General features: G+C 40.7%; 20 protein-coding genes. 17 read left to right on the forward strand and 3 right to left on the reverse strand.

The genetic code is table 11. From position 1 onward, the window contains the following. Window positions 1-57 precede the first annotated feature (57 nt). Genes JI665_RS01235 through argF form a run of 3 tightly spaced genes read left to right on the forward strand, consistent with a single transcriptional unit; the run spans window position 58 to window position 5208 of the window. A complete protein-coding gene (locus JI665_RS01235; RefSeq protein WP_206835262.1) occupies window positions 58-1137 on the forward strand; it encodes a carbamoyl phosphate synthase small subunit in 1080 nt (359 codons plus the stop codon). Next, window positions 1130-4255, forward strand: a complete 3126-nt coding sequence (locus JI665_RS01240) for a carbamoyl phosphate synthase large subunit (protein WP_206835265.1) — start codon at window positions 1130-1132, stop codon at window positions 4253-4255. Before JI665_RS01235 ends, JI665_RS01240 begins: the two co-directional genes overlap by 8 nt. Continuing rightward, complete coding sequence (gene argF / locus JI665_RS01245) at window positions 4252-5208, forward strand: ornithine carbamoyltransferase (RefSeq protein ID WP_206835269.1); 957 nt, start codon at window positions 4252-4254, stop codon at window positions 5206-5208. Before JI665_RS01240 ends, argF begins: the two co-directional genes overlap by 4 nt. Window positions 5209-5244: 36 nt before the next feature. Here the strand turns inward: argF and JI665_RS01250 are convergent, their stop codons facing one another. Then, window positions 5245-6057 (reverse strand): undecaprenyl-diphosphate phosphatase, encoded by an 813-nt coding sequence (locus JI665_RS01250; RefSeq protein ID WP_414635257.1) that lies wholly within the window; start codon window positions 6055-6057, stop codon window positions 5245-5247. Between the two features lie 171 nt (window positions 6058-6228). On the opposite strand from JI665_RS01250, the gene JI665_RS01255 reads away from it, so the two are divergent. Both JI665_RS01255 and clpB read left to right on the forward strand, forming a co-directional pair. Then, window positions 6229-6408: a YjzC family protein gene (locus tag JI665_RS01255; RefSeq protein ID WP_009331234.1), complete on the forward strand. Its 180-nt coding sequence runs from the start codon at window positions 6229-6231 to the stop codon at window positions 6406-6408. Between the two features lie 165 nt (window positions 6409-6573). Next, the gene (gene clpB, locus JI665_RS01260; protein WP_206835272.1) at window positions 6574-9171 is read left to right on the forward strand and encodes an ATP-dependent chaperone ClpB; all 2598 of its coding nucleotides are present in this window, start codon (window positions 6574-6576) and stop codon (window positions 9169-9171) included. Between the two features lie 70 nt (window positions 9172-9241). On the opposite strand, the gene JI665_RS01265 is transcribed toward clpB, so the two are convergent. Then, complete coding sequence (locus JI665_RS01265; RefSeq protein ID WP_206835273.1) at window positions 9242-9433, reverse strand: YjzD family protein; 192 nt, start codon at window positions 9431-9433, stop codon at window positions 9242-9244. A 214-nt stretch (window positions 9434-9647) separates the two neighbouring features. On the opposite strand from JI665_RS01265, the gene JI665_RS01270 reads away from it, so the two are divergent. The 6 genes from JI665_RS01270 (at window position 9648) to JI665_RS28840 (ending at window position 13593) form a co-directional block, all read left to right on the forward strand. Next, window positions 9648-10385 (forward strand): serine aminopeptidase domain-containing protein, encoded by a 738-nt coding sequence (locus tag JI665_RS01270; RefSeq protein ID WP_206835274.1) that lies wholly within the window; start codon window positions 9648-9650, stop codon window positions 10383-10385. Between the two features lie 82 nt (window positions 10386-10467). After that, a complete protein-coding gene (locus JI665_RS01275) occupies window positions 10468-11301 on the forward strand; it encodes a hypothetical protein (RefSeq protein WP_206835275.1) in 834 nt (277 codons plus the stop codon). A 118-nt stretch (window positions 11302-11419) separates the two neighbouring features. After that, window positions 11420-12379, forward strand: a complete 960-nt coding sequence (locus JI665_RS01280; RefSeq protein WP_206835276.1) for a BMP family ABC transporter substrate-binding protein — start codon at window positions 11420-11422, stop codon at window positions 12377-12379. Between the two features lie 26 nt (window positions 12380-12405). Beyond that, window positions 12406-12600 (forward strand): ComZ family protein, encoded by a 195-nt coding sequence (locus tag JI665_RS01285; RefSeq protein ID WP_206835278.1) that lies wholly within the window; start codon window positions 12406-12408, stop codon window positions 12598-12600. A gap of 578 nt (window positions 12601-13178) precedes the next feature. Next, entirely contained in the window at window positions 13179-13484 is a 306-nt protein-coding gene (locus tag JI665_RS28455) for a nuclease-related domain-containing protein (protein WP_280516051.1), read from the forward strand. A gap of 19 nt (window positions 13485-13503) precedes the next feature. Beyond that, window positions 13504-13593: a hypothetical protein gene (locus JI665_RS28840; RefSeq protein ID WP_312886136.1), complete on the forward strand. Its 90-nt coding sequence runs from the start codon at window positions 13504-13506 to the stop codon at window positions 13591-13593. A 563-nt stretch (window positions 13594-14156) separates the two neighbouring features. On the opposite strand, the gene JI665_RS01295 is transcribed toward JI665_RS28840, so the two are convergent. Continuing rightward, window positions 14157-14549, reverse strand: coding sequence for a hypothetical protein (locus JI665_RS01295; RefSeq protein WP_206835281.1), 393 nt, complete (start codon window positions 14547-14549; stop codon window positions 14157-14159). A 215-nt stretch (window positions 14550-14764) separates the two neighbouring features. Between JI665_RS01295 and JI665_RS01300 the strand changes: the two genes are divergently transcribed. The 6 genes from JI665_RS01300 to opp4A all read left to right on the forward strand — a co-directional run bounded on the left by JI665_RS01300 (window position 14765) and on the right by opp4A (window position 21859). Then, window positions 14765-15697, forward strand: a complete 933-nt coding sequence (locus JI665_RS01300) for a beta-ketoacyl-ACP synthase III (protein WP_206835283.1) — start codon at window positions 14765-14767, stop codon at window positions 15695-15697. Between the two features lie 48 nt (window positions 15698-15745). Further along, on the forward strand, window positions 15746-16984 hold the full coding sequence (fabF, locus tag JI665_RS01305) for a beta-ketoacyl-ACP synthase II (RefSeq protein WP_206835286.1): 1239 nt from the start codon (window positions 15746-15748) through the stop codon (window positions 16982-16984). Between the two features lie 253 nt (window positions 16985-17237). Next, window positions 17238-17894 carry a DUF2268 domain-containing putative Zn-dependent protease gene (locus tag JI665_RS01310; RefSeq protein WP_244671065.1) on the forward strand — a complete coding sequence of 219 codons (657 nt, stop codon included), beginning with the start codon at window positions 17238-17240 and terminating at the stop codon, window positions 17892-17894. Between the two features lie 157 nt (window positions 17895-18051). Further along, a complete protein-coding gene (locus JI665_RS01315; RefSeq protein ID WP_206835292.1) occupies window positions 18052-19077 on the forward strand; it encodes an ABC transporter ATP-binding protein in 1026 nt (341 codons plus the stop codon). Continuing rightward, window positions 19077-20093 carry an ABC transporter ATP-binding protein gene (locus tag JI665_RS01320; RefSeq protein WP_206835295.1) on the forward strand — a complete coding sequence of 339 codons (1017 nt, stop codon included), beginning with the start codon at window positions 19077-19079 and terminating at the stop codon, window positions 20091-20093. The genes JI665_RS01315 and JI665_RS01320 overlap by 1 nt, the downstream gene beginning before the upstream one ends. Window positions 20094-20128: 35 nt before the next feature. Continuing rightward, window positions 20129-21859, forward strand: a complete 1731-nt coding sequence (opp4A, locus tag JI665_RS01325) for an oligopeptide ABC transporter substrate-binding protein (protein WP_206835298.1) — start codon at window positions 20129-20131, stop codon at window positions 21857-21859. Window positions 21860-21928 lie beyond the last annotated feature (69 nt).

Consider the following 21928-nt stretch of genomic DNA (forward strand, 5'->3'; position numbering starts at 1 on the left):
AATGAATAAAAATTAACGAAGTTATATAAATATACAGATAGCTTAGAGGTGTTGATAATGGAAGGATACCTACATTTAAATAGCGGCCATTCCTATAAGGGCAAATGGCTCACAGAGAAGCCTGAAAAGGATATAGAAGGGGAAATCGTTTTTTTTACAGGAATGACAGGCTACCAGGAAGTATTGACAGATCCCTCTTATAAGGACCAAATTATTGTATTTACGTATCCTTTAATCGGAAATTACGGAATAAATGAGTCTGATTTTGAGAGTAAGAAGCCTCATGTGGCCGGGGTTATTGTATATGAAGGAAGCAGAAATCCTTCGCATTACAAATCGGCTTATTCGCTTCAGGAATACCTTCAGAAATGGAATATTCCATTATTAGGGCATATGGATACCCGTTCCATTGTAAAGAAAATCCGTTCTGAAGGCAGCATGCCGGCAAAAATGTCTTCTTCGGAAAAGGCAGCAGCCGGATTGCTGCTTCCAAAAGATGAAAAAGTTTGTAAAGTATCATCACAAACTATGGAGTGCTTTGGAGAGGGCGGCATTCATATAGTTGTCATGGATTTTGGAGCTAAAAAATCAATTGTGGATTCATTGCTGAAAAGAGCGTGCAAGGTTACATCTGTTCCTTATAATACAAGCTTTGAACAGATAAAAAAACTAAATCCAGACGGTGTGGTGCTTTCAAACGGACCTGGAGATCCAAAAGAATTAAAAAGCATCCTCCCGGAATTAAAAAAGGTGCTGGAGCAGTATCCGGCATTGGGAATTTGCCTTGGCCACCAGCTGGCAGCTTTAGCATTTGGAGGCAACACAAAGAAACTGTCCTTTGGCCATAGGGGTGCCAACCACCCGATTGCGGACATGAAGAAGGGCACTGTCTTTATGTCATCACAAAATCATAGCTATGTGGTTGATGAAGAAAGCATAAAAGATACAGGGTTTAAAACCCGCTATGTAAACCTTCATGATCAGTCAATTGAGGGACTAATGCATAAGGTGCTGCCAATCCATACGGTGCAATTCCATCCGGAAGCCCATCCGGGACCTGCGGATGGTGATTATATTTTTGATGAGTTTATGAACATGATTCAAGAGGAGAATAGGAGAGTTTTCGCTTATGCCTAAAGACACCAGTATCCAATCCATATTAGTAATCGGCTCAGGCCCTATTGTCATCGGGCAGGCAGCAGAATTTGATTATGCAGGAACACAGGCCTGCGCAGCATTAAAGGAAGAAGGATATAAGGTTATCCTTGTGAATAACAATCCGGCTACCATCATGTCTGACAAAGCTTTTGCTGACAAAGTCTATTTCGAGCCGATGACAGCTGACAGCCTTGAGAAAATTATAAAAAAAGAACGTCCCGATGGCCTGCTTGCCACACTGGGAGGCCAGACAGGGTTGAATCTTGCTTTTCAACTTAGTGAATCAGGTGTGCTTGAACGTTATGGAGTGAAGCTTTTGGGAAGCAGTATTGAATCCATAAAGAAAGGTGAAGACCGGGAAGCTTTTCGTAAGCTGATGCATGAGCTTAACGAACCTGTTCCTGAAAGCATCATTGTCCATGAAGTGGAAGAAGCCATCCAGTTTGCCCGCGAAATTGGATTTCCTATTATCGTCCGTCCAGCTTATACTCTTGGCGGAACAGGCGGAGGCATAGCAGGAGATTTTGATGAACTGACGTCTTTGGTGCAGGGCGGCTTAAAAGAGAGTGCGATCAGCCAATGCCTGGTTGAAAAAAGCATAGCAGGATTTAAGGAAGTAGAATACGAGGTCATGCGGGATTCACAGAATACGTGCATCACTATTTGCAATATGGAAAATATTGATCCTGTGGGGGTTCATACTGGTGACTCAATTGTTGTCGCACCTTCACAAACCTTAACAGATGATGAGTATCAGATGCTGAGATCAGCATCAATTAAGATCATTTCAGAGCTTGGTATTATTGGCGGGTGCAACATTCAGTTTGCCCTTGATCCGCATAGTAAGAATTATTACTTGATTGAAGTTAATCCCAGAGTCAGCAGGTCATCTGCCCTTGCATCCAAAGCAACAGGGTATCCAATTGCCAGAATGGCTGCAAAGCTTGCCGTCGGGTACACCTTATCGGAAATTATCAACCCTGTAACAGGAGATACATTTGCTAGCTTTGAACCAGCTCTGGATTATGTCATCGTTAAGTTTCCAAAATGGCCTTTTGATAAATTTCCTTCTGCAGACCGCAAGCTCGGAACGCAAATGAAAGCAACCGGAGAAGTAATGGGCATTGACCGGAATCTGGAACGCGCTCTCTTAAAGGCAATCCATTCACTTGAAGTAAAGGAAAATGATTTAAAATCACCTGGCTTATCAGCTAAATCGAATGCCTTTCTTGAGGAACTTCTGTTAAAGCAGACTGATGAAAGATTTTTTACCGTGATTGAATTACTCCGGAGAAATTATTCAGTGGAAGCTTTACACTCAATTACGAAAATAGATTATTTCTATCTCAATATACTCAATGAAATGGTAAAACTGGAAAAACAAATCTCTGCCTTAACACTTGATGAAGCAACAAAAGAAGAGCTGCAGCTATTTAAGGAAAAGGGCTTCAGTGATAAGTTTCTTGCATTGGAATGGAAAGTTGCGGAGAAAGCAGTCAGGGACAAACGCAAAAAGGCTGGAATTCTACCAGCCTATAAAATGGTTGACACATGCGCTGCTGAATTTGAAGCACAATCTAATTATTATTACTCCAGTTACTTTGGCGAAAATGAACAAGTGAAGAGTGATAAGAGGAAAGTCCTGATTATCGGAAGCGGCCCCATCAGAATTGGCCAGGGCATTGAATTTGATTATTGCTCCGTTCAGGGAGTGTTTGCTCTGAAAGATGAAGGCGTTGAGACAATCATGATCAATAACAACCCTGAAACGGTAAGTACGGATTATACAACCGCTGACAGACTTTATTTTGAACCGTTAATTCTTGAGGATATCTTGAATGTGATTGAAGCAGAAGGAATTTCAGATGTCATTGTGCAGCTTGGCGGGCAGACAGCTCTGAATCTGGCATCCGATCTTGAAGCTTATGGCGTTACCCTGCTTGGAACTGACTCAAATACCATTGATGCATTAGAGGACCGGAAGCTTTTTTATCAGCTATTGGATGATTTGAATATCCCGAGGATAAAAGGAGATGTTGTCCACTCAGAAGCAGAGCTGAAAGAAGCAGCCGAAAACATTGGATTCCCGATTCTTGTCCGCCCATCCTATGTTATTGGCGGCAGAGGAATGGAACGTATTGCTTCATCATCTGAGCTGGAGAGTTATTTAACGAAAGGTGATGTCCCTTATCCGATTTTAATTGATCAATTCGTTCATGCATCAGAAGCTGAGCTTGATCTGGCAGCTGACGGAAATCATATCTGTGCACCTGCAATTATGGAGCATATTGAAAAAACGGGTGTTCACTCTGGCGACAGCATGTCCGTTCTCCCGCCGCAAAATCTTTCAGAAGATGTTCAGAATAAAATGCTAGCCTATGCAAAAGCCATTGTGCAAAAGCTCCAGTATAAAGGACTCATGAATATTCAATATATCGTTAATGGCGAAGAGGTGTTTATTCTTGAAATAAACCCTCGCGCGAGCAGAACAGTACCAATTATCAGCAAGGTCACAGGCGTGCAGCTGGTGGAGATTGCGACAAAAATATTGCTTGGGAAATATAATTTGTCGAAAGATGAAATGCCGGGTGCGGCGAAACTCCCATTTGTATGTGTGAAATTCCCGGTTTTCTCAAATTATGCATTAAAGGGTTTGGACAGCAAGGTAGGTCCTGAAATGAAATCAACAGGAGAGGGGATTTCACTGGCACCAAATTATGAGGCAGCAATCAGAAAATCTTTCCATGCTGGCTTAAATAGTGCTAAAGGCAAATGTGTCGTAATAGCAAACTCTCCAGAAACAGAAGAATTAACTCACTATGTTAATCAGGCTAATGTTGTGCCTGTTTTTCTGAATCAAGAAAATATGGATTGGAACACCCAGGAAACCTTTGCTTTATATAATCCTGGCATGAGTGAAGAAGATAAGAGAATGAGAGAAATGGGAATCAAAAACAGAATTTTGACTTTCAGTGAAAAAGAAACGCTTATTGCATTATTAAAATCAATGTCAGCAGGCGAATGGGATGTTAAATCCATTGATGACTGGCTGGGCATTAAAAACAAATTTGGAGAAAAGGAAGTGGGCGTCTTATGATTTCAATTCAGGCCGCTGATAAGGGTTTAAATTTGAAAGGAAAGGATTTTCTAACACTTGCTGACTTTTCATCAGAGGAAATTAAGGGGCTGCTGGAAAAAGCAAAGCAATTAAAAGAAGCTCATCTGCAGGGTGCAGAAACTTCCATCCTAAAAGGCAAAATTCTTGGCATGATTTTTGAAAAGTCATCTACACGTACAAGAGTTTCCTTTGAAGCAGGGATGCTGCAGCTTGGGGGCCATGCATTATATTTAAATAGCCAGGATCTGCAGCTGGGAAGAGGAGAAAGCATTGCGGATACAGCTAAAGTGCTTTCACAATATGTTGATGCGATTATGATACGCACATTCTCCCATGCGAAGATCCAGGAACTGGCTCATCATGCGGACATTCCGGTTATTAACGGCTTGACCGATCTTTATCATCCATGCCAGGCTCTTGCCGATCTCCTTACAATCGAAGAGAAAAATGGGGAGTTAAAAGGCCAAAACCTGGTATATGTAGGCGATGGCAATAATGTAGCCCATTCTTTAATGATTGCTTCTGCCAAGATGGGGGTAAATATCACGATTGCCTGTCCTGAAGGGTATGAACCAGATAAATCTGTTCTCAAGCAATCACAAGAGTTTGCAGAACAAAGCGGGTCAAAAGTAATCGTAACATCTAACCCTGGAGAAGCGGCTGCTAATGCCGATGCCATCTATACAGATGTCTGGACGAGCATGGGACAGGAAACTGAGAATGAACAGAGGCTGAAAGACTTTGCTGATTTTCAGGTTAATGAATATCTTGTCCAAAAAGCAAAAAAAGATTACGTCTTTTTACATTGCCTTCCTGCTCATCGCGGTGAGGAAGTTTCAGCGGAAGTTATTGATGGAAACAATTCCGCTGTCTTTCAACAGGCTGGGAACAGACTTCATGTTCAAAAAGCCATTCTTTCAGAAATATTATAATGAAAAAGCCTTCTCAGCGCTGAGAAGGCTTTTTCATTAAGATAAGAAATAAACAAGCGGTCCAACAATAAAACAGTAAATCGCAAAATACTTCAAGTTCCCTTTAGCCATAATATTCATAAACCATTTCAGCGAAAAGTAAGATGCAATCAATGATGCAAAAAAGGCTATTGTATAGGGCAATGCCAATTTAGTTAAATTGGGATCTGTTAAAATGTCGTTGAACCCCAGTATCATTCCGCCGGCACTTACAGGGATATATAAAAGGAAAGAGAACCTTAAAGCTGTTTCCTGTTTCATCCCCAGACCCATGGCGGCTACAATGGTGGCACCGGAACGGCTGATTCCCGGTATCAGGGCAACTGCCTGTGCAAGTCCTACAATTATTGCATCTTTATAAGATAATTCAGCATCATTTTTCCGTCCGCGTAAATTACGGATCAGCCACAGTGCAAGTCCTGTCACGATAAGAGTAATCCCAACTGTTTTTATATTTGCAAAGTGCAAATCGATAAAATCCTCAAATAAAATGCCGATGACACCTGCAGGAATGGTTCCAATAATCAAGTAAATGATAAACCGAAAGTCTGGTTCTGTCTGTTTATCTTTAGTTGTAATGTATGCAAGGCCATTCCGCATGAGTCTCATAATATCTTCCCTGTATATAAGCAGCACAGCTAATAATGAGGCAGTATTTACAAGGAGTGCAAAGCTAAGGCCTTTAATGTCAAGGCCGAAAAAGTGCTGTGCAATCTCCAGATGCCCGCTCGATGAAATGGGAATAGGCTCTGTAAATCCTTGAAATAATCCCAAAAACAAGTATTTAAGCAATATCAGAAAATCTGTCACAAGTAAATCCTCCATAATGAAATCTCATACACCCCATTTAACTATAAAAAGGAGAGCAGAGTAAAGTGATATCCTTTTCATTGCTTTTATGCGATGCCAATAGTTTCCCTCATGAGAGATGAAAGAGTGGAAATAATAATAAGTGATTTACGATTAAAGGAGGTATTCAGCATGGGGCAAAACAGACAATTTAAGCCTGGCCAGAAAGCGCCTAATAATGGAATTTATATAGAAATTGGCGAAACGGGAAGTAACGTCAATAATCCTCAAATGCTCAAAATGAGAGCTGGGGACCAATTTCCGGAAACATCCAATCATAACCGGCTTTGGACGTATAAAAGAAAGCCTTGATTTTGATTATTGATAAAGAAGATGGTGAAATAGTATAAAAATAGAGCCATCCCAATTGCGGATGGCTTTTTACACTGAGAATAAACTGCTGGAAACTTTACATATGAAAAGAATGGATTATAATAAAAACTAAAGGTCAAAAAAGGTCAAAAAGGAGGTTGCATAGTGGATTTTAATCGGATGACAGAGCGGCTTCAGGAAGGATTATTAAATGCACAGTCCATAGCGTTGCGCGAGCAGCATCAGGAGGTGGATGAAGCACATTTATTCCTGGCTTTAATGGGACAGGAAAACAGCCTGATATCATTAATACTGTCAAAAATGCAGATTCCGGCTGATTCTTTTAATAATAAAATGCAAGAAGCACTGAGGAAAAAACCGCAAGTGTCCGGTTCAGGAACGGAACATGGAAAATTGTATATAACCGGTAAACTGCAGCGGGTGCTGGCGGAAGCAGAAAATTATATGAAGATATTTCAGGATGAATTCATGTCAGTTGAGCATGTTTTCATGGCTGCTGCAGCAGCGGAAACCGAAACGGCAGCAGTTTTAAAGTCATACGGAATCAATAAAGAATTAGTGGAGCAGGCGATTAAGGAGATTAGGGGGAATCAGAGGGTGACATCGCAAAATCCGGAATCAACATATGAGGCTTTAAAAAAATATGGAAGAGATCTTGTTGCAGAGGTGAAACAGGGGAAAGTGGATCCTGTAATTGGCCGGGATAGTGAAATCAGGCATGTTATTCGCATCCTTTCAAGAAAAACCAAAAATAATCCAGTTTTAATAGGCGAACCTGGGGTAGGAAAAACAGCGATTGTCGAAGGATTGGCACAAAGAATTGTACGTAAAGATGTGCCTGAGGGCCTCAAGGATAAAACCATTTTTGCTCTTGATATGAGCGCTTTAATTGCCGGGGCCAAATTCCGGGGTGAATTCGAGGAAAGACTGAAAGCTGTATTAAATGAGGTTAAGAAAAGCGAAGGAAGAATTCTTCTTTTTATTGACGAACTTCACACCATTGTGGGAGCGGGCAAGACAGAAGGAGCAATGGATGCAGGGAATATGCTGAAGCCCATGCTTGCAAGGGGAGAATTGCACTGTATAGGAGCTACCACACTTGAGGAGCACCGCAAATATATCGAAAAAGATCCGGCTCTGGAACGGCGTTTTCAGCAGGTATTGGTGCAGGAGCCGGATGTAGAGGATACAATCTCAATTCTCAGAGGGCTGAAGGAGCGCTTTGAAATCCATCATGGTGTCAATATCCACGATCGGGCTATTGTGGCTGCCGCAACCTTGTCAGACAGGTATATTACAGACCGGTTCCTTCCTGATAAAGCGATTGACTTGGTTGACGAAGCTTGTGCCATGATCAGGACGGAAATCGATTCAATGCCATCAGAGTTGGATGAGGTTACAAGAAGGGTCATGCAGCTGGAGATAGAAGAAGCAGCTTTACGAAAAGAGAGTGATGAAGGAAGCAAGAAGAGACTTGCAGACCTTCAAAAAGAACTGGCCGAATTAAAAGACCAGGCTAACAGCATGAAAGCAAAATGGCAGCTTGAAAAGGAAGGAATCCAGAAAGTCCAGGAAAAACGGGAGCAGCTTGAGAAAATGCGCCGGGAACTGGAAGAAGCAGAGAATAATTATGACTTGAATAAAGCTGCCGAATTGCGTCATGGAAGAATCCCTTCTTTAGAAAAGGAATTGAAAGAGGTTGAAAATGCAGTTAACGGGAATCAAGGGGACCGGCTGCTGAGAGAGGAAGTCACAGAAGAAGAAATTGCAGGCATTGTGGCAAGGTGGACAGGTATTCCAGTGGTTAAACTTGTTGAAGGAGAACGTGAAAAGCTGCTTCGCCTTGAAAGCATCCTTCATGAAAGAGTGATTGGCCAGGAAGAAGCTGTGCAGCTTGTGTCAGATGCTGTCCTTAGGGCAAGGGCAGGAATTAAGGATCCGAATCGCCCCATTGGCTCCTTCATCTTCCTGGGCCCAACTGGGGTGGGAAAAACAGAATTGGCTAAGGCACTTGCACAGTCATTATTCGATAGTGAAGAACAAATAATCAGAATTGATATGTCCGAATATATGGAAAAACATGCTGTATCAAGATTGATTGGTGCTCCTCCGGGGTATGTAGGATATGAGGAAGGCGGTCAGCTGACAGAAGCTGTCAGAAGGAAGCCATACTCAGTAATCCTGCTTGATGAAATTGAAAAGGCCCATCCTGAAGTATTCAATATCCTCCTGCAGATGCTTGATGATGGAAGAATCACTGACTCACAGGGACGCACGGTTGATTTTAAAAATACGGTTATCATTATGACTTCCAATATTGGCTCCCATTTTCTTCTGGAACGTTCTGCTGGTGAAGAAGAAATATCTGAAGGAACAAGAGACAAAGTACTTGATCAGCTGCGGAGCCATTTCCGTCCAGAGTTTCTGAACAGAGTGGACGAAATTATTCTGTTTAAGCCTTTAGCTCTGAATGAAATAAAGAGTATTGTTTTAAAATTAATTATTCAGCTTCAAGCAAGATTATCTGATCAGCATATTAAGTTGAGTATAAATGATAATGCCAAAGAATATATTGCAGAAAACGGATTTGATCCCATATATGGAGCAAGGCCGCTCAAACGTTTTATTCAAAGGAACGTTGAAACAGCACTTGCCCGCAAAATAATCGCAGGTGAAATTAAAGAATACAGTGAAGTTGTCATATCTGCAGATAACGGCAAAATTGAATTGCTGGTAAAATAAGTCCGCAAATGAAAAGAATCATCCTGAATCAATCAGGATGACTCTTTTCATTTCATGCATAAGCTGCAGATTAATGAAGACCTTCTTTCTCAACAGGACCTTCAGGAATGATGGAAGCGACAACAAAAATTAAAACAGTTGTTCCAACCGCCAGAATGGTGCCGGTTACAAAATCGTAAGGCGCTCCAAGCATTGAAGAAACTACGTACGTTAACATTTGAACAAGAAGGAAAGTCCAGAAAAATGTCCAAAAGTATCTCATCTATTTCACCTCTAACATAATTAATCCCTTTTCATATTAGCATAAGCTATTAAAGAAATAAATTTATTTTTACATCCTATACATGTACTTTTCAGATCTCTGATTGGATGCAGCCAGCTTCATAATGAACTTGTCTGAAACTAGGCAAATCCCCCATTCATTTTAATTTTACTCACATACATTATTATGAACAAACTTGCAAAGGAGTTTTACTATGGAAAGCCGGAACTTCCAGCTGGATACAGAATGGTGCATGATTCATTACCCAGATAAACCTAGTGGTTTCGGTATCCTGATTATTGGGGATGATCGGCACTTTGTTGACAGAAACTGCAGTTTTTGGACTCAAAATGAAGGGAAATATTCATTAATTAAGAAGCTCAGGGAAGATGGCTATACGATTTTTTATTCAAATCTTTACGGGAGGCACTGGGGAAACGATCAGGCTGTCGATAAGGCTAAAGGCTTGTATGAACATATTCTGCGAACGGAAATTATTAACGAAAAGATCCATATTATTGCTGAGGGCATGGGGGCATTGGTAGCCCTTAGATTATTGCATGAAATGAGCGATTTAATCCGTTCAGCCGTATTAATCAATCCCATCCTTTCACTAAAGCATCATCTTGATCAGGAAAAGGAGCATAAGTTTTTTTACAAGAAACTATTAAAAGAGCTGGCAGTTTCATATGAAATAGAAACGGAGAAAATAGCGGACCTGCTCATCAGACATGAAAAAAACCTTACAACGGGCCTTAAAGTTCCAGTCAGAATCATTCAGGTACTGGCTGGCGGAAGAGCTTACAAGCAATCAGATTATTTAAAGAAACGATCAATACAATGGGAAAATGAAAATAGCCCTATCTCTGTGTTTTATATCCTACCAGATAAAAAACAGCGAATGTCTTCTCAAATGACAAACTTCTTTAGAAAATATGAAAAAGTTCTATAAAAATCTGCTGCCATTCCGCCAAGAAATAAAGACAATCCCTGAAGCATAGTATACATTAATATGCTTCTAAGGAGGAGTGAAAATGGACAGGGCAGTAATAGTAGGAACTTTTGAATTTATAGGATTCAGCCTGTGCAAGCATCTGCTTGAACAGGGCTGCGAGATAGATGGAATTCATTTCAACAAGGAAAAAGAAGATGCATTAATCAGTGAAAAACGCCTGGCAATCGGAAGGAATGCCAACTTCTATGAAAAAAATTATTCATCATGGATTAATTCTAAAAGAGAAATAATAAAAAATGATGTAATTTTTATAGATATATACGATTTATATATAAAGAATGAGCTCGCCTCTTTAAGGGAGAAGGAGCTTATTGAGGAATTTCTTATAAAAAATTTGCCTGTATTCAAGGACCTGCAAGTGAAAATTGCATTCCTTCTCCCTATTCAGTGGCTTAAAGACATCAGCAGAACACACAGCTGCTTGGAAGATGCTATTGAAATCCTTAGAGAAAACAATATTTCAGTTTCATGCTTTTACCTGCCTGCCATATACGGTCCCTGGCAGCCAGAAGAATTTAGTTTTCACCAGGCTCTTGCCAATGGAAAAAGAGTAATAATAAATGAAAGGGAATGGATACATGACGCTATTTTCATTGAGGATCTCATCAGTTTCTTATCGAAATGTGCAGATAAGCCTTTAGGAGAATCCTGCCTATTAATGAGCAGCGTTAATGGGCATTGGAAAAAATGTGCAGAATACCTTTCGATTGACTATAATGAAAATTGGCGCAGTCCCGATCTGGCAAAAGGAAAAGTAATTGAAAAAGCGATTATGTGTTCCGTGAAATTCTCCGAAGGGCTTGAGAAGCAAAGAAGCCATTTTCTTTCTATAGAGAGCCCGGATGGTTTCTAAACAAGAAAAAAAACTTTTCAATTAACATACAGACAAGGTAGAATTGAATTAGTCTGGTAAAATAAACCGGTCATACCATTAGTATGAAGCGAAAGACAGAGAGGCGGAGAAAAAGGAGATGCATAAGACTTTAGTGAAATTCGGGATCCTTCTTTTGTGCCTTCTTTTATTGGCCTCCTGCAGACAAGCGATGTCTACAGGAAAACTTGAAAAAGCTGGATTATTAGTGCCTGATACCGTCAATGATCAGGTGTGGGGGACCAAAGGCTATAAAGGCATGTTAAAGATTCAATCCCATTATAATGTGGAGGTTTATTATAAAGAGGGCATGAATTCTGAGATGGTTGTTGAAAGAGCTGTTAAAGAGTTTGATCAAAAAGGTGTAAACCTTATTTTTGGACATGGCAATGAATATGCAGCATACTTTAATAACATTTCTAAAAAATATCCTGACATTCATTTTGTTAGCTTTAATGGAGATGCCAAAAATGAAAACACCACCAGCTTGAATTTTGAAGCCTATGCAATGGGATTCTTCGGGGGCATGGTTGCAGGTCATATGACGAAAACCAATAATATAGGAATACTCGCAGCTTTTGAATGGCAGCCGGAGGTAGAAGGTTTTTATCAAGGTGTAAGCGAAATTGATGAAGGGATAAACGTGCAAATCCAATATGTCGGCAACTGGGACAATGATAATAAAGCCATAGCTCTTTTAGACAAAATGATTGCCAATAAGACAGATGTTGTCTATCCCGCTGGAGATGGGTATAATGTTCCTGTCATTGAGAAACTAAAAGAGGAAGGGCTCTATGCCATCGGCTATATTTCCGACCAGTCTGATCTGGGTGAATCAGTCGTCCTGACCAGTACGGTTCAGCATGTCGATGTTTTGTATGAACTTGTGGCAGAAAAATTCAACGATGGCGAACTGGAATCAGGAAATTTAACTTTCGATTTCCAGGATGAAGTTATTTCACTCGGGAAATTCAGCCCTGACGTTGACGAAGAATTCAAAAAAGAATTAAACGCCGCCATAGAGAATTACAAAAAAACAGGCAAACTGCCCAACGAGTAATTTCTATACATAGGAGGTACTACAAGATGCAGCTAAACGAAAAAAATATGGAATTCATGCAAATCGCCATGAAATACCTGCCAGAAGCCAAACAGCAGCTCGACGATGCAGGCATTGAACTATCCATGGAAATGATCCAGCCATTCATGAACCTATTTACTAAAGTCATGAACGAAGCCTACGAAATGGGCAAAGCGGATGCTTTGAAAGAGAGTGAGTGAACCAGCCATTAGGCTGGTTTTTTGTTTGGGATCGTGAGAAAAAAGAAGATCTCCTGCTAGTCAAGAAGATTCGCGCTGAAACGGGAAGAATCAAGGGAGGGGTCCGCGCGCAAACGGGAAGAACCCGCACACAAATCCCAAGAGCCCGCGCGAACAGAAGCAGTGAGCGCCTAAACCAGGAGAATCCGCGCGCAAAAGGAAGGAGCCCGCGCCAAATCGGGAAGAACGCGCGCACAAACCAGGAGAATCCGCAAAAGGAAGGAGTCCGCGCCGAACCGGGAAGAACCCGCGCGCAAACCCCAAGAGCCCGCGCGAAAAGGAGCAGTGAGCGCGTAAACCAGGAAAATCCGCGCGCAAAAAGAAGGAGCCCACGCCGAACCGGGCAGAAACCGCGCCGAAACGTTAAGGTCCATCCTCAAAATTAAAAAGGCCGTAACAATAGACGATGAGCCTATGCACAGAGAAGTAATTCATTATAGAAAAGAGAAGAGGCACATTAAATTTACATATTAAAGGATAATTCAGTATCCATACCGAATTCATAACTTTCGAGATAAAAATTCCAAAGGAGGTTTGCTATGTTAATGAAGTCTAGATCAAAGCCGCTAAGAATTTTACAGATGGAAGCACTGCTGCGCAGATTGCCTGATTACCATCGGAAAAGGGGAGAAATAGAAGCCGATTATAGAAACGGGCTATTAGGTTTTAATGGAGAGAAGCAGCTGGATTATTATTTTAGTTTTCTCCCAGGTAAAGATTTTAGAATTTATAATGATCTTCGTCTTATCCTTCATACTCCTTTTCAAATCGACTCCCTGCTTATTACCCCATTTTGCGCAGTAATATATCGAAGTCAAAAATTATTCTGGAACTCTATATTTTGAACCAATATCTGATCAAGTAATTCAAAAACTCGGACAGAAGGAAAAAGTGATACCTAATCCAGTTTCGCAGGTATTGCGTCAAGTTTATCAATTCAAAGAGTGGCTTTAAAAGAAAAGTTTCCAGATTTCCCAATAGAGTATTTTGTCACTATTACTAACCCTGCTACTTATATAAAAACAGAGAAAGAGAATAACTTTATTTTGAAAAGAGTTGTTCATACTGAAAAAATAATTGATAGACTTATTGATGCCAAATCAAAATATAACAAACAAATATTATGGCCAAACGACATAAATAGGCTGAATGAAAAGATTATGTGCAAAAATAGTCCTCTTAATAATGATATTCTAAATACTTACGGTATCAGTCGAAAGGATTTACTAAGGGGTGTTCAATGTCATTCCTGCCAATCATTTCTGTTGTGAGGAAAGACGGAAAATGGTGTTGTCTTAAATGTAAAATGATTTCAAGAACGAGTCATATGGAAGCAATAACTGATTATTTTTTGCTTTTTAATTCAAAGATAACAAATAAAGAATGCCGGGATTATTTAAATCTCGAATCCAGGCATACAGCATATAGGATATTAAAATCTTTAAATCTATCCGGTGATGGACCAGATAAAAAAAGGATATATTCTAAAGTTGACGTATAAGATATTGCCCCAGCCCCTACTTCTTCAAAAACATCTCCAGCAAAGGCCCTGCTTTTTTCAGCAATGGTTTTAACTGATGAGCTGAAGTCATGAGAGTGTCAATGTTGCCCATTAGTTCCTCCAAGTTGATATTGCTCAGGATATTGGTTCCATTTTCGTTAGGGGAATTGTCACTTTCATGAGTTTCTCTGCTTTTACCGCCAAGCAGCCATTCGTCAGCTTCATGTGCATTTCTGCTCCTGCCCCTGCCGCCGAAAAGCCAGTCTTCTATCCCCTTAGCTTCTTCAGCTTTTCTATTGGATACTTTTTCGACTTCAGCTGGCTCATGTCTTCTTACTCTTTCACCAAACAGAAAATGGGTTAAAGGGTCTCCTGTATTTTCTTTGGCTTTATCATCATTATCAAGCATATGCCGATTTCCTCCTTTCAGCTGCCTATATAACAGCATATGAAGAAAAATTAACTGGGTATAGACATTAGTGCAGTAATAAGTGAGGGAAGGTAAAAAGTGTTGCGTTATTATATATACTTTTGATAAAATTAGTACCAAGTCATAATAATTGATAATAATATATAAATAGAGAACGCTTATGGGTTTGTAAATATGAAAGGGAGTGGAACTCCATGAATGCTGGAATTATAGGAATCGGAAGATATCTTCCTGAAAAAGTGGTAACAAATGCAGATTTGGAGAAAATAGTTGATACTTCTGATGAATGGATTCGGACCAGGACTGGAATTGAGGAAAGAAGAATTGCGGATGACAGCATAGATACATCTGATATGGCGTATGAGTCAGCACTTAAAGCATTGGAAAATGCAGGTATAGAAGCAGAGGATTTAGACCTTATTTTAGTTGCAACGGTTACACCGGATTACCCGTTTCCGTCTGTTGCCTGCATGCTTCAGGAGCGATTAAATGCAAACAAGGCAGCGGCAATGGATATTAGCGCTGCATGTGCAGGTTTTATGTATGGTATCATAACGGGAAAACAGTTTATTGAAACAGGAACATATAAACATGTATTGGTAGTAGGTGTTGAAAAGCTTTCCAAAATTACAGACTGGAATGACCGTAATACTGCCGTTTTATTTGGAGATGGAGCAGGCGCAGCTGTAATAGGCCCAGTCTCAGATGGACGGGGGATATTATCATTTGAATTAGGTGCAGATGGCACAGGCGCAAAACATTTATATCAGGATGAATATATCATTATGAATGGACGTGAAGTGTTCAAATTTGCGGTTCGCCAAATGGGTGAAAGCTGCATCAACGTACTTGATAAAGCTGGATTATCCAAAGAGGATGTAGATTTCCTAATCCCTCATCAGGCAAATATCCGCATTATGGAAGCTTCCCGCCAAAGACTGGAACTTCCGGTTGAGAAGATGTCGAAAACAGTGGATAAATACGGAAATACTTCTGCTTCGTCTATTCCAATTGCATTGGTGGAAGAACTGGAAGCGGGTAAAATTAAAGATGATGATTTGCTCGTGATGGTCGGCTTTGGCGGAGGTCTTACCTGGGGAGCCATTGCGATGAGATGGGGAAGATAAGATACCTCATTTTAAATATGATGATAATTTAAAAGGAGCTGCATCAAAATGAATAAAAGAAGAGTTGTCGTTACGGGCATCGGAGCTGTGACACCGCTTGGAAATAATACAGAGACGACATGGAACAATATTAAATCAGGGGTTTCAGGTGTTGGCCCTCTGACTAGATTAAATGCAGATGAATATCCGGCTAAGGTTGCTGCTGAGGTAAAGGATTTCAATCCTGAAGAATATATTGACAAAAAAGATGCAAGAAAAATGGACCGCTTCACACACTATGCTGTTGCATCATCCTTTATGGCCGTAAAGGATGCAAACCTTCAGATTACAGATGAAAATGCACATCGCATCGGTGTTTGGATTGGTTCAGGCATTGGCGGTATGGAAACTTTTGAAAATCAATATGAAACATTTATGAAACGCGGGTACAGAAGGGTGAGCCCATTCTTCGTGCCAATGATGATTCCGGACATGGCAACTGGTCAAGTTTCGATATATTTAGGGGCAAAAGGGTTTAACTCATGTACAGTAACTGCATGTGCCACTGGTACAAACTCAATCGGCGATGCCTTTAAGGTTATTCAGCGCGGCGACGCCGATGCAATGATTTCAGGTGGAGCAGAAGCGCCAATAACAAAGATGTCTGTAGCTGGATTTTGTGCCAATACCGCGCTTTCAACCAATCCAGATCCAAAAACAGCCAGCCGTCCATTTGATCAGAATCGTGACGGGTTTGTTATTGGAGAAGGTGCGGGAATTGTCGTGCTTGAAGAATTGGAGCATGCACTTGCCCGCGGCGCAAAAATTTATGCTGAAATCGTTGGCTATGGCGCTACCGGGGATGCTTATCACATCACTGCACCCGCTCCAGGAGGAGAAGGCGGAGCAAGAGCCATGAAAATGGCGATTGAAGATGGCGGCTTAAAGCCGGAAGATATTGATTATATTAATGCACATGGTACAAGTACCGATTATAATGATAAATTTGAAACATTGGCAATCAAAGAGGTGTTCGGAGAGCATGCCTATAAATTGGCAGTAAGCTCGACTAAATCAATGACAGGGCATCTTCTGGGAGCTGCAGGCGGAATTGAAGCCATCTTCACAGTTCTGGCAATGAAGGAAGGGATCCTGCCACCTACCATTAATTTAGAAAACCCGGATCCTGAATGTGATCTGGATTATGTTCCAAATAAGGCAAGGGAAAAAGAAATAACAGCAGCAATGAGCAATTCACTGGGCTTTGGCGGCCACAATGCAACCATTGTCTTTAAGAGATATGAATAAAAATTAAAACGAAAGCCGATTCAAAGGAAGTTAACCTCCTAGAATCGGTTTTTTATTTTGATGAACAAAATGCGCTCACTTACATAAAATTTATTACATATCGAGTATGTGGAGGTAAGGTAATGGGATAGTTAAAACCGATTTATGGCTTGAAGAAAGCTTTAATGAACCGCTTAAAATATGTGAAAAGCTTACAGGATTCTTCAATGATCATGATCCCCGGAAAATATACGAATACTTAATGGAATTCGGCATGTATAAACCTGATCGGTTCAGCAGCAATGATTTCAAGGAATTAAAAGAAAGAGAAACATGGGATTTTACAGAAAAAATATACTTAAAATATAAGAAGAAGTGGGCCGGTCCTAATATCGATGTTTATATCTTTCCTGCGGCAGGGGGAGGTCTTTTTTCGCGGCATTCTGGAAAATCGGGAGTTTCATTCGCAAATATGCTATTTTTGTTTCTTCCTTCTGATATAGCAGAAGACGAAGTAGAGGCTTTATTTGTACATGAATATCACCATACTTGCAGAATTAACTCACAGAAAAAAGGTCTTGAAGAATTTACGCTGCTTGATTCCATCATATTGGAAGGGCTTGCCGAACATGCGGTCGAAATTCACTGTGGCAAGAAGTTCAGAGGATCTTGGTGCAGCAGGTATTCAAAAGAAGAAATCAGGAATTTATGGGATAAATTGATCAAGCCTCAGTTGAAATTAAAAAAGAATGAGAGGCTCCATCAGAAGATACTGTATGGTGAAAGACCCTACCCTCCATTAATTGGTTATGCTGCTGGCTACGAAATTGTAAGGGGATTTAGAGAGAAAAAAAGTTTTTCTACAAAACTATCTTTTAGTGCGCCATCCGAATATTTTGTGGACCAAACTTTATATAAACTGGAGTCGTAATCGCTTTAAAGCCCTAAAATGTGGGCTTTTTTTTTGTTATAGAAAAATGAATTTTAACAAATTTTAAAAAAATCTTGCAATTGTAATAACTTTGTAATAATATTTTAGACAAATAGAATGAATTAACAGAATAATTCGAAAAGGTAAGAGGTGTCCTATGAGCACAAATCCCCGTCAACATAAAGACGCACCATTACTAGAGGTGAAGAATTTAGAAACGGCTTTTTCCATAGATGGTACATACTATAATGCAGTTGATAATGTTTCTTTTAGAGTTAAACCTAGACAAATAGTTGGAATCGTAGGAGAGTCGGGCTGCGGTAAATCTGTAATGAGCCTCTCTGTCATGAAGCTCCTGCCTAAGGGCATTGGCCAAATCCGTAATGGAGAAATCATCTTTGACGGTGTTCATTTGGAGAAGATGACAGATTCAGAGATTAATAAAATCAGGGGAAAAGATATCGCGATGATATTCCAGGAACCTATGACTTCTTTAAATCCTGTTTTCTCTATCGGGTTCCAGCTGCAGGAAGTATTATTCAATCATATGAAAATCTCCAAAAGAGAAGCGCGGCTTAAAAGTATCGCACTTCTAAAAAGTGTGGGAATTTCAAGACCTGAAAAAATTGTAGATGAATATCCGCATCAGCTTTCAGGAGGGATGAGGCAAAGGGTCATGATCGCCATCGCCATTGCCTGCCAGCCGAAGCTGCTGATCGCCGATGAGCCGACAACTGCTCTGGATGTAACTGTACAAGCCCAAATTCTTGAACTTCTAAAAGAAATCCAGGAAGTCAATGATATGTCTGTTATTCTTATTACTCATGATCTTGGTGTTGTGGCTGAGATGTGTGATGAGGTAATTGTTATGTATGCAGGGAAGATAGCAGAGCGGACAGATGTAGATTCCTTATTCCACAATCCAAAACATCCTTATACTCAGCTCCTGATGGGAGCCATTCCAAAAATGGATGAAGAAGTGGAAAAGCTAAGCACAATAAAAGGAATTGTGCCTTCATTAAAAAATATGCCTAAAACAGGGTGCAAATTTGCGGCTCGCTGCCCTAAGGCAATGCCGGAATGCCTGACAGTTACACCTCGATTGGCAGAAAATGAAGAAGGACATGAGGTAGCCTGTCTGCTTTACGAGACAAGCCAGCCGAAACATGAGGTGAACGCATAATGAGTACAGAGCATAATAATACAGCTGTTTTAAAAAAGGATAAAAGCAGTAATGATGTGCTTTTAGAGGTTAAGAACCTAAAAACTTACTATCCAATAAAAGGCGGAATCCTTAGAAAGACGGTAGCGGTCGTTAAGGCAGTTGATGATGTTTCCTTTGAAATTAGGAAAGGGGAGACATTGGGGCTGGTGGGAGAATCAGGCTGCGGAAAATCAACCGCAGGCAGAACAATCCTCAGACTTCTAGAACCAACAGACGGACAAATCATATTTGACGGACAGGATATCACAAATGTGAGAGGGACCAGTCTGAGGAAAATCCGCCAGGACTTCCAGATGGTTTTCCAGGATCCTTATGCATCATTAAATCCCACCATGATGGTTGGGCACCTTGTGTCAGAGCCAATCAGAAACTATAACAGCAAATCCGAAAAGGAACTGAAGCCGGAAGTAATGGATCTTCTTGCGAAAGTTGGGCTGCCTGAAGATGCTTACTATAAATACCCGCATGAGTTTTCCGGCGGGCAAAGACAGCGTATCGGAATCGCAAGGGCACTGGCTTTAAGACCAAAGCTCATTATTGCGGATGAGCCTGTTTCCGCCCTGGATGTATCGGTCCAATCTCAGGTATTGAATCTGCTGAAAGAGCTTCAGGATGAATTTGATCTTACTTTCTTATTTATTGCCCACGATTTGAGCGTAGTTAAACATATGAGTGACCGGATAGGGGTTATGTATCTCGGAGGCCTTGTAGAAGTCGCTGAAAAGGACAGCCTCTATGCAGATCCTTTGCATCCTTATACTCAAGCTCTAATATCCGCAATCCCAGAACCGGATCCGCGCAAGAAAAAAGAAAGAATCATTTTAGAGGGCGATGTGCCAAGCCCGATTGATCCTCCAAAAGGATGTACATTCCATCCGCGGTGCGCACATGCAATGCCGGAGTGCCAGAGTGTAAAACCGCACTTAAAGGAGGTGAAGCCTGGGCATAGAGTCGCTTGTCACTTATATAAATAAGGCTTTGTCAAAAAATATTTTTCGGGGGGAAACCAATGAAGAAGTCAGCATTTTGGCTGCTTTCGCTTCTGCTTGTCATGTCTGTATTCCTGGCAGCATGTTCCGGCGGCGGAGAGAAGGCCAGCACTGATAAGGAACCAAAAGATGATGGGAAAGCATCAGGAGAAGCTCAAGAGGGTGGAACAGTAACATTCGGTTATACTCAGCCATTTAAAGGTGTTTTATCTTTTGCTTATTACGAGGGTGAAGATGATGTTAATGCCCTTCAGTTTATGCATGAAGGTTTGCTCAAAGTAAATGATGAGCTTATATCTGAACCGAATCTGGCAGATTATGAGTTATCTGAAGACAAGACTAAATTAACTTTCAAGCTTAAGCAAGGCGTTAAATGGCATGATGGTGAGGAATTAACAGCAGAAGATATGGAATTTGCATGGTATTTGATTGCAGATCCAACTTATGAAGGTGCACGTTTTGCTAACGTAGCAATGATCAAAGGTGCTCAAGAATATAAAGATGGAAAAGCTGATACAATTGAAGGCATCAAGGTAATTGACGATTATACGATTGAAGTGACAGTAACTGAGCCTTCTGTTAACTTATTGGAAAATATCTGGATTTATCCTGAGCCAAAGCACCATTACGGGGATATTTCCTCTAAAGAGCTTCCGGACTCCGATCAAATCCGTAAATCGCCAATTGGTGTAGGTCCTTTTAAAGTGAAAAACATCGTACCTGGCGAAATGATTGAATTTGAGCGTTTTGATGATTACTGGCAAGGACCAGCTAAATTGGATGGTGTAGTTTACAAAATTATTGATGGTTCTCTTGCGCAAGGTTTAGTGCAAAACGGAGAAATCGATGTTATTGAAGCTCCAAAGGATCAGTGGGAAGCGATTAAAGCTCTTGACAATGTAAATCCGGTAGAAGCAGATGCGATGTCTTACAGCTATATTGCTTTTGACTGGGGTCACTATGACACTAAAAAAGGTGTAGTAGTATCTGATAACAAGAAGTTCCAGAATAAGTCCCTTCGCCATGCAATGGCACATGCAATTGACCGTCAGGCATTTATCGATGGTTTTGCAAACGGCTTAGGAAAACCATTAAATACTCCTTTCCCATCAGTATCTTGGGCAAAAATTGATGATTCAGAAATCAATCCATATGAATATGATCCAGAAAAAGCAAAGAAATTACTTGACGAAGCAGGATATGTTGACAAAGACGGCGACGGCTTCCGTGAAGATCCAGAAGGCAAGCCATTTACAATTAACTTTGATGCTATGGCAGGCGCTGAAACTTCAGAGGCACGTGCTCAATTCATCCTTCAATCCTGGCAGGAAGTTGGCTTAAATGCTAAGCTAAACGGCGGTTCATTAAAAGATTTCAACTTATTCTATGACACTATTGAAGCAGATGACCCATCTGTTGAAACATTCATGGGTGCTTGGGGACTTGCTAATGACCCAGATCCAGCTGGCATCTGGTTGTCTACTGACAAATGGAATATGTGGAGATGGTACAGCGAAGAGTCTGATGCACTTATCAAAAAGGGTGTAACATTCCCTGAAGATTCTAGTAAAGATGTTCAAGAGCACCGTCAGGAAGTCTATAATGAATGGCAAAAGCTTGTTAACGAAGAATTGCCAATCATCTTCTTCGAACAGCGTGTAGATCCATGGGCGATCAACAAGCGTGTGGGCGGAGTTAAAGTAACTCCATTTGGAACTGATGAGTTCCACAAGTGGCACATTGTAGAGTAATAGGATAAAAGGAACCTGTATTCCTTGAGGGATTTTGTTCTCCCAGGGAGTACAGGTTTAACCAGCGAA

The sequence above is a fragment of the Bacillus sp. NTK034 genome (assembly GCF_017303275.1).
Classification (GTDB): Bacteria; Bacillota; Bacilli; order Bacillales; family Cytobacillaceae; genus Cytobacillus.

Excerpts from the sequence above, each read along its gene's own strand:
- argF (WP_206835269.1), top strand. The coding sequence starts at position 4,252 with ATGATTTCAATTCAGGCCGCTGATAAGGGTTTAAATTTGAAAGGAAAG.
- JI665_RS01315 (WP_206835292.1), top strand. The coding sequence starts at position 18,052 with ATGAGCACAAATCCCCGTCAACATAAAGACGCACCATTACTAGAGGTG.
- opp4A (WP_206835298.1), top strand. The coding sequence starts at position 20,129 with ATGAAGAAGTCAGCATTTTGGCTGCTTTCGCTTCTGCTTGTCATGTCT.
- JI665_RS01280 (WP_206835276.1), top strand. The coding sequence starts at position 11,420 with ATGCATAAGACTTTAGTGAAATTCGGGATCCTTCTTTTGTGCCTTCTT.
- fabF (WP_206835286.1), top strand. The coding sequence starts at position 15,746 with ATGAATAAAAGAAGAGTTGTCGTTACGGGCATCGGAGCTGTGACACCG.
- JI665_RS01320 (WP_206835295.1), top strand. The coding sequence starts at position 19,077 with ATGAGTACAGAGCATAATAATACAGCTGTTTTAAAAAAGGATAAAAGC.
- JI665_RS01265 (WP_206835273.1), bottom strand. The coding sequence starts at position 9,433 with ATGAGATACTTTTGGACATTTTTCTGGACTTTCCTTCTTGTTCAAATG.
- JI665_RS01270 (WP_206835274.1), top strand. The coding sequence starts at position 9,648 with ATGGAAAGCCGGAACTTCCAGCTGGATACAGAATGGTGCATGATTCAT.
- JI665_RS28455 (WP_280516051.1), top strand. The coding sequence starts at position 13,179 with ATGTTAATGAAGTCTAGATCAAAGCCGCTAAGAATTTTACAGATGGAA.
- JI665_RS01275 (WP_206835275.1), top strand. The coding sequence starts at position 10,468 with ATGGACAGGGCAGTAATAGTAGGAACTTTTGAATTTATAGGATTCAGC.
- JI665_RS01310 (WP_244671065.1), top strand. The coding sequence starts at position 17,238 with ATGTATAAACCTGATCGGTTCAGCAGCAATGATTTCAAGGAATTAAAA.
- JI665_RS01235 (WP_206835262.1), top strand. The coding sequence starts at position 58 with ATGGAAGGATACCTACATTTAAATAGCGGCCATTCCTATAAGGGCAAA.
- JI665_RS01255 (WP_009331234.1), top strand. The coding sequence starts at position 6,229 with ATGGGGCAAAACAGACAATTTAAGCCTGGCCAGAAAGCGCCTAATAAT.
- JI665_RS01295 (WP_206835281.1), bottom strand. The coding sequence starts at position 14,549 with ATGCTTGATAATGATGATAAAGCCAAAGAAAATACAGGAGACCCTTTA.
- JI665_RS01285 (WP_206835278.1), top strand. The coding sequence starts at position 12,406 with ATGCAGCTAAACGAAAAAAATATGGAATTCATGCAAATCGCCATGAAA.
- JI665_RS01300 (WP_206835283.1), top strand. The coding sequence starts at position 14,765 with ATGAATGCTGGAATTATAGGAATCGGAAGATATCTTCCTGAAAAAGTG.
- JI665_RS01240 (WP_206835265.1), top strand. The coding sequence starts at position 1,130 with ATGCCTAAAGACACCAGTATCCAATCCATATTAGTAATCGGCTCAGGC.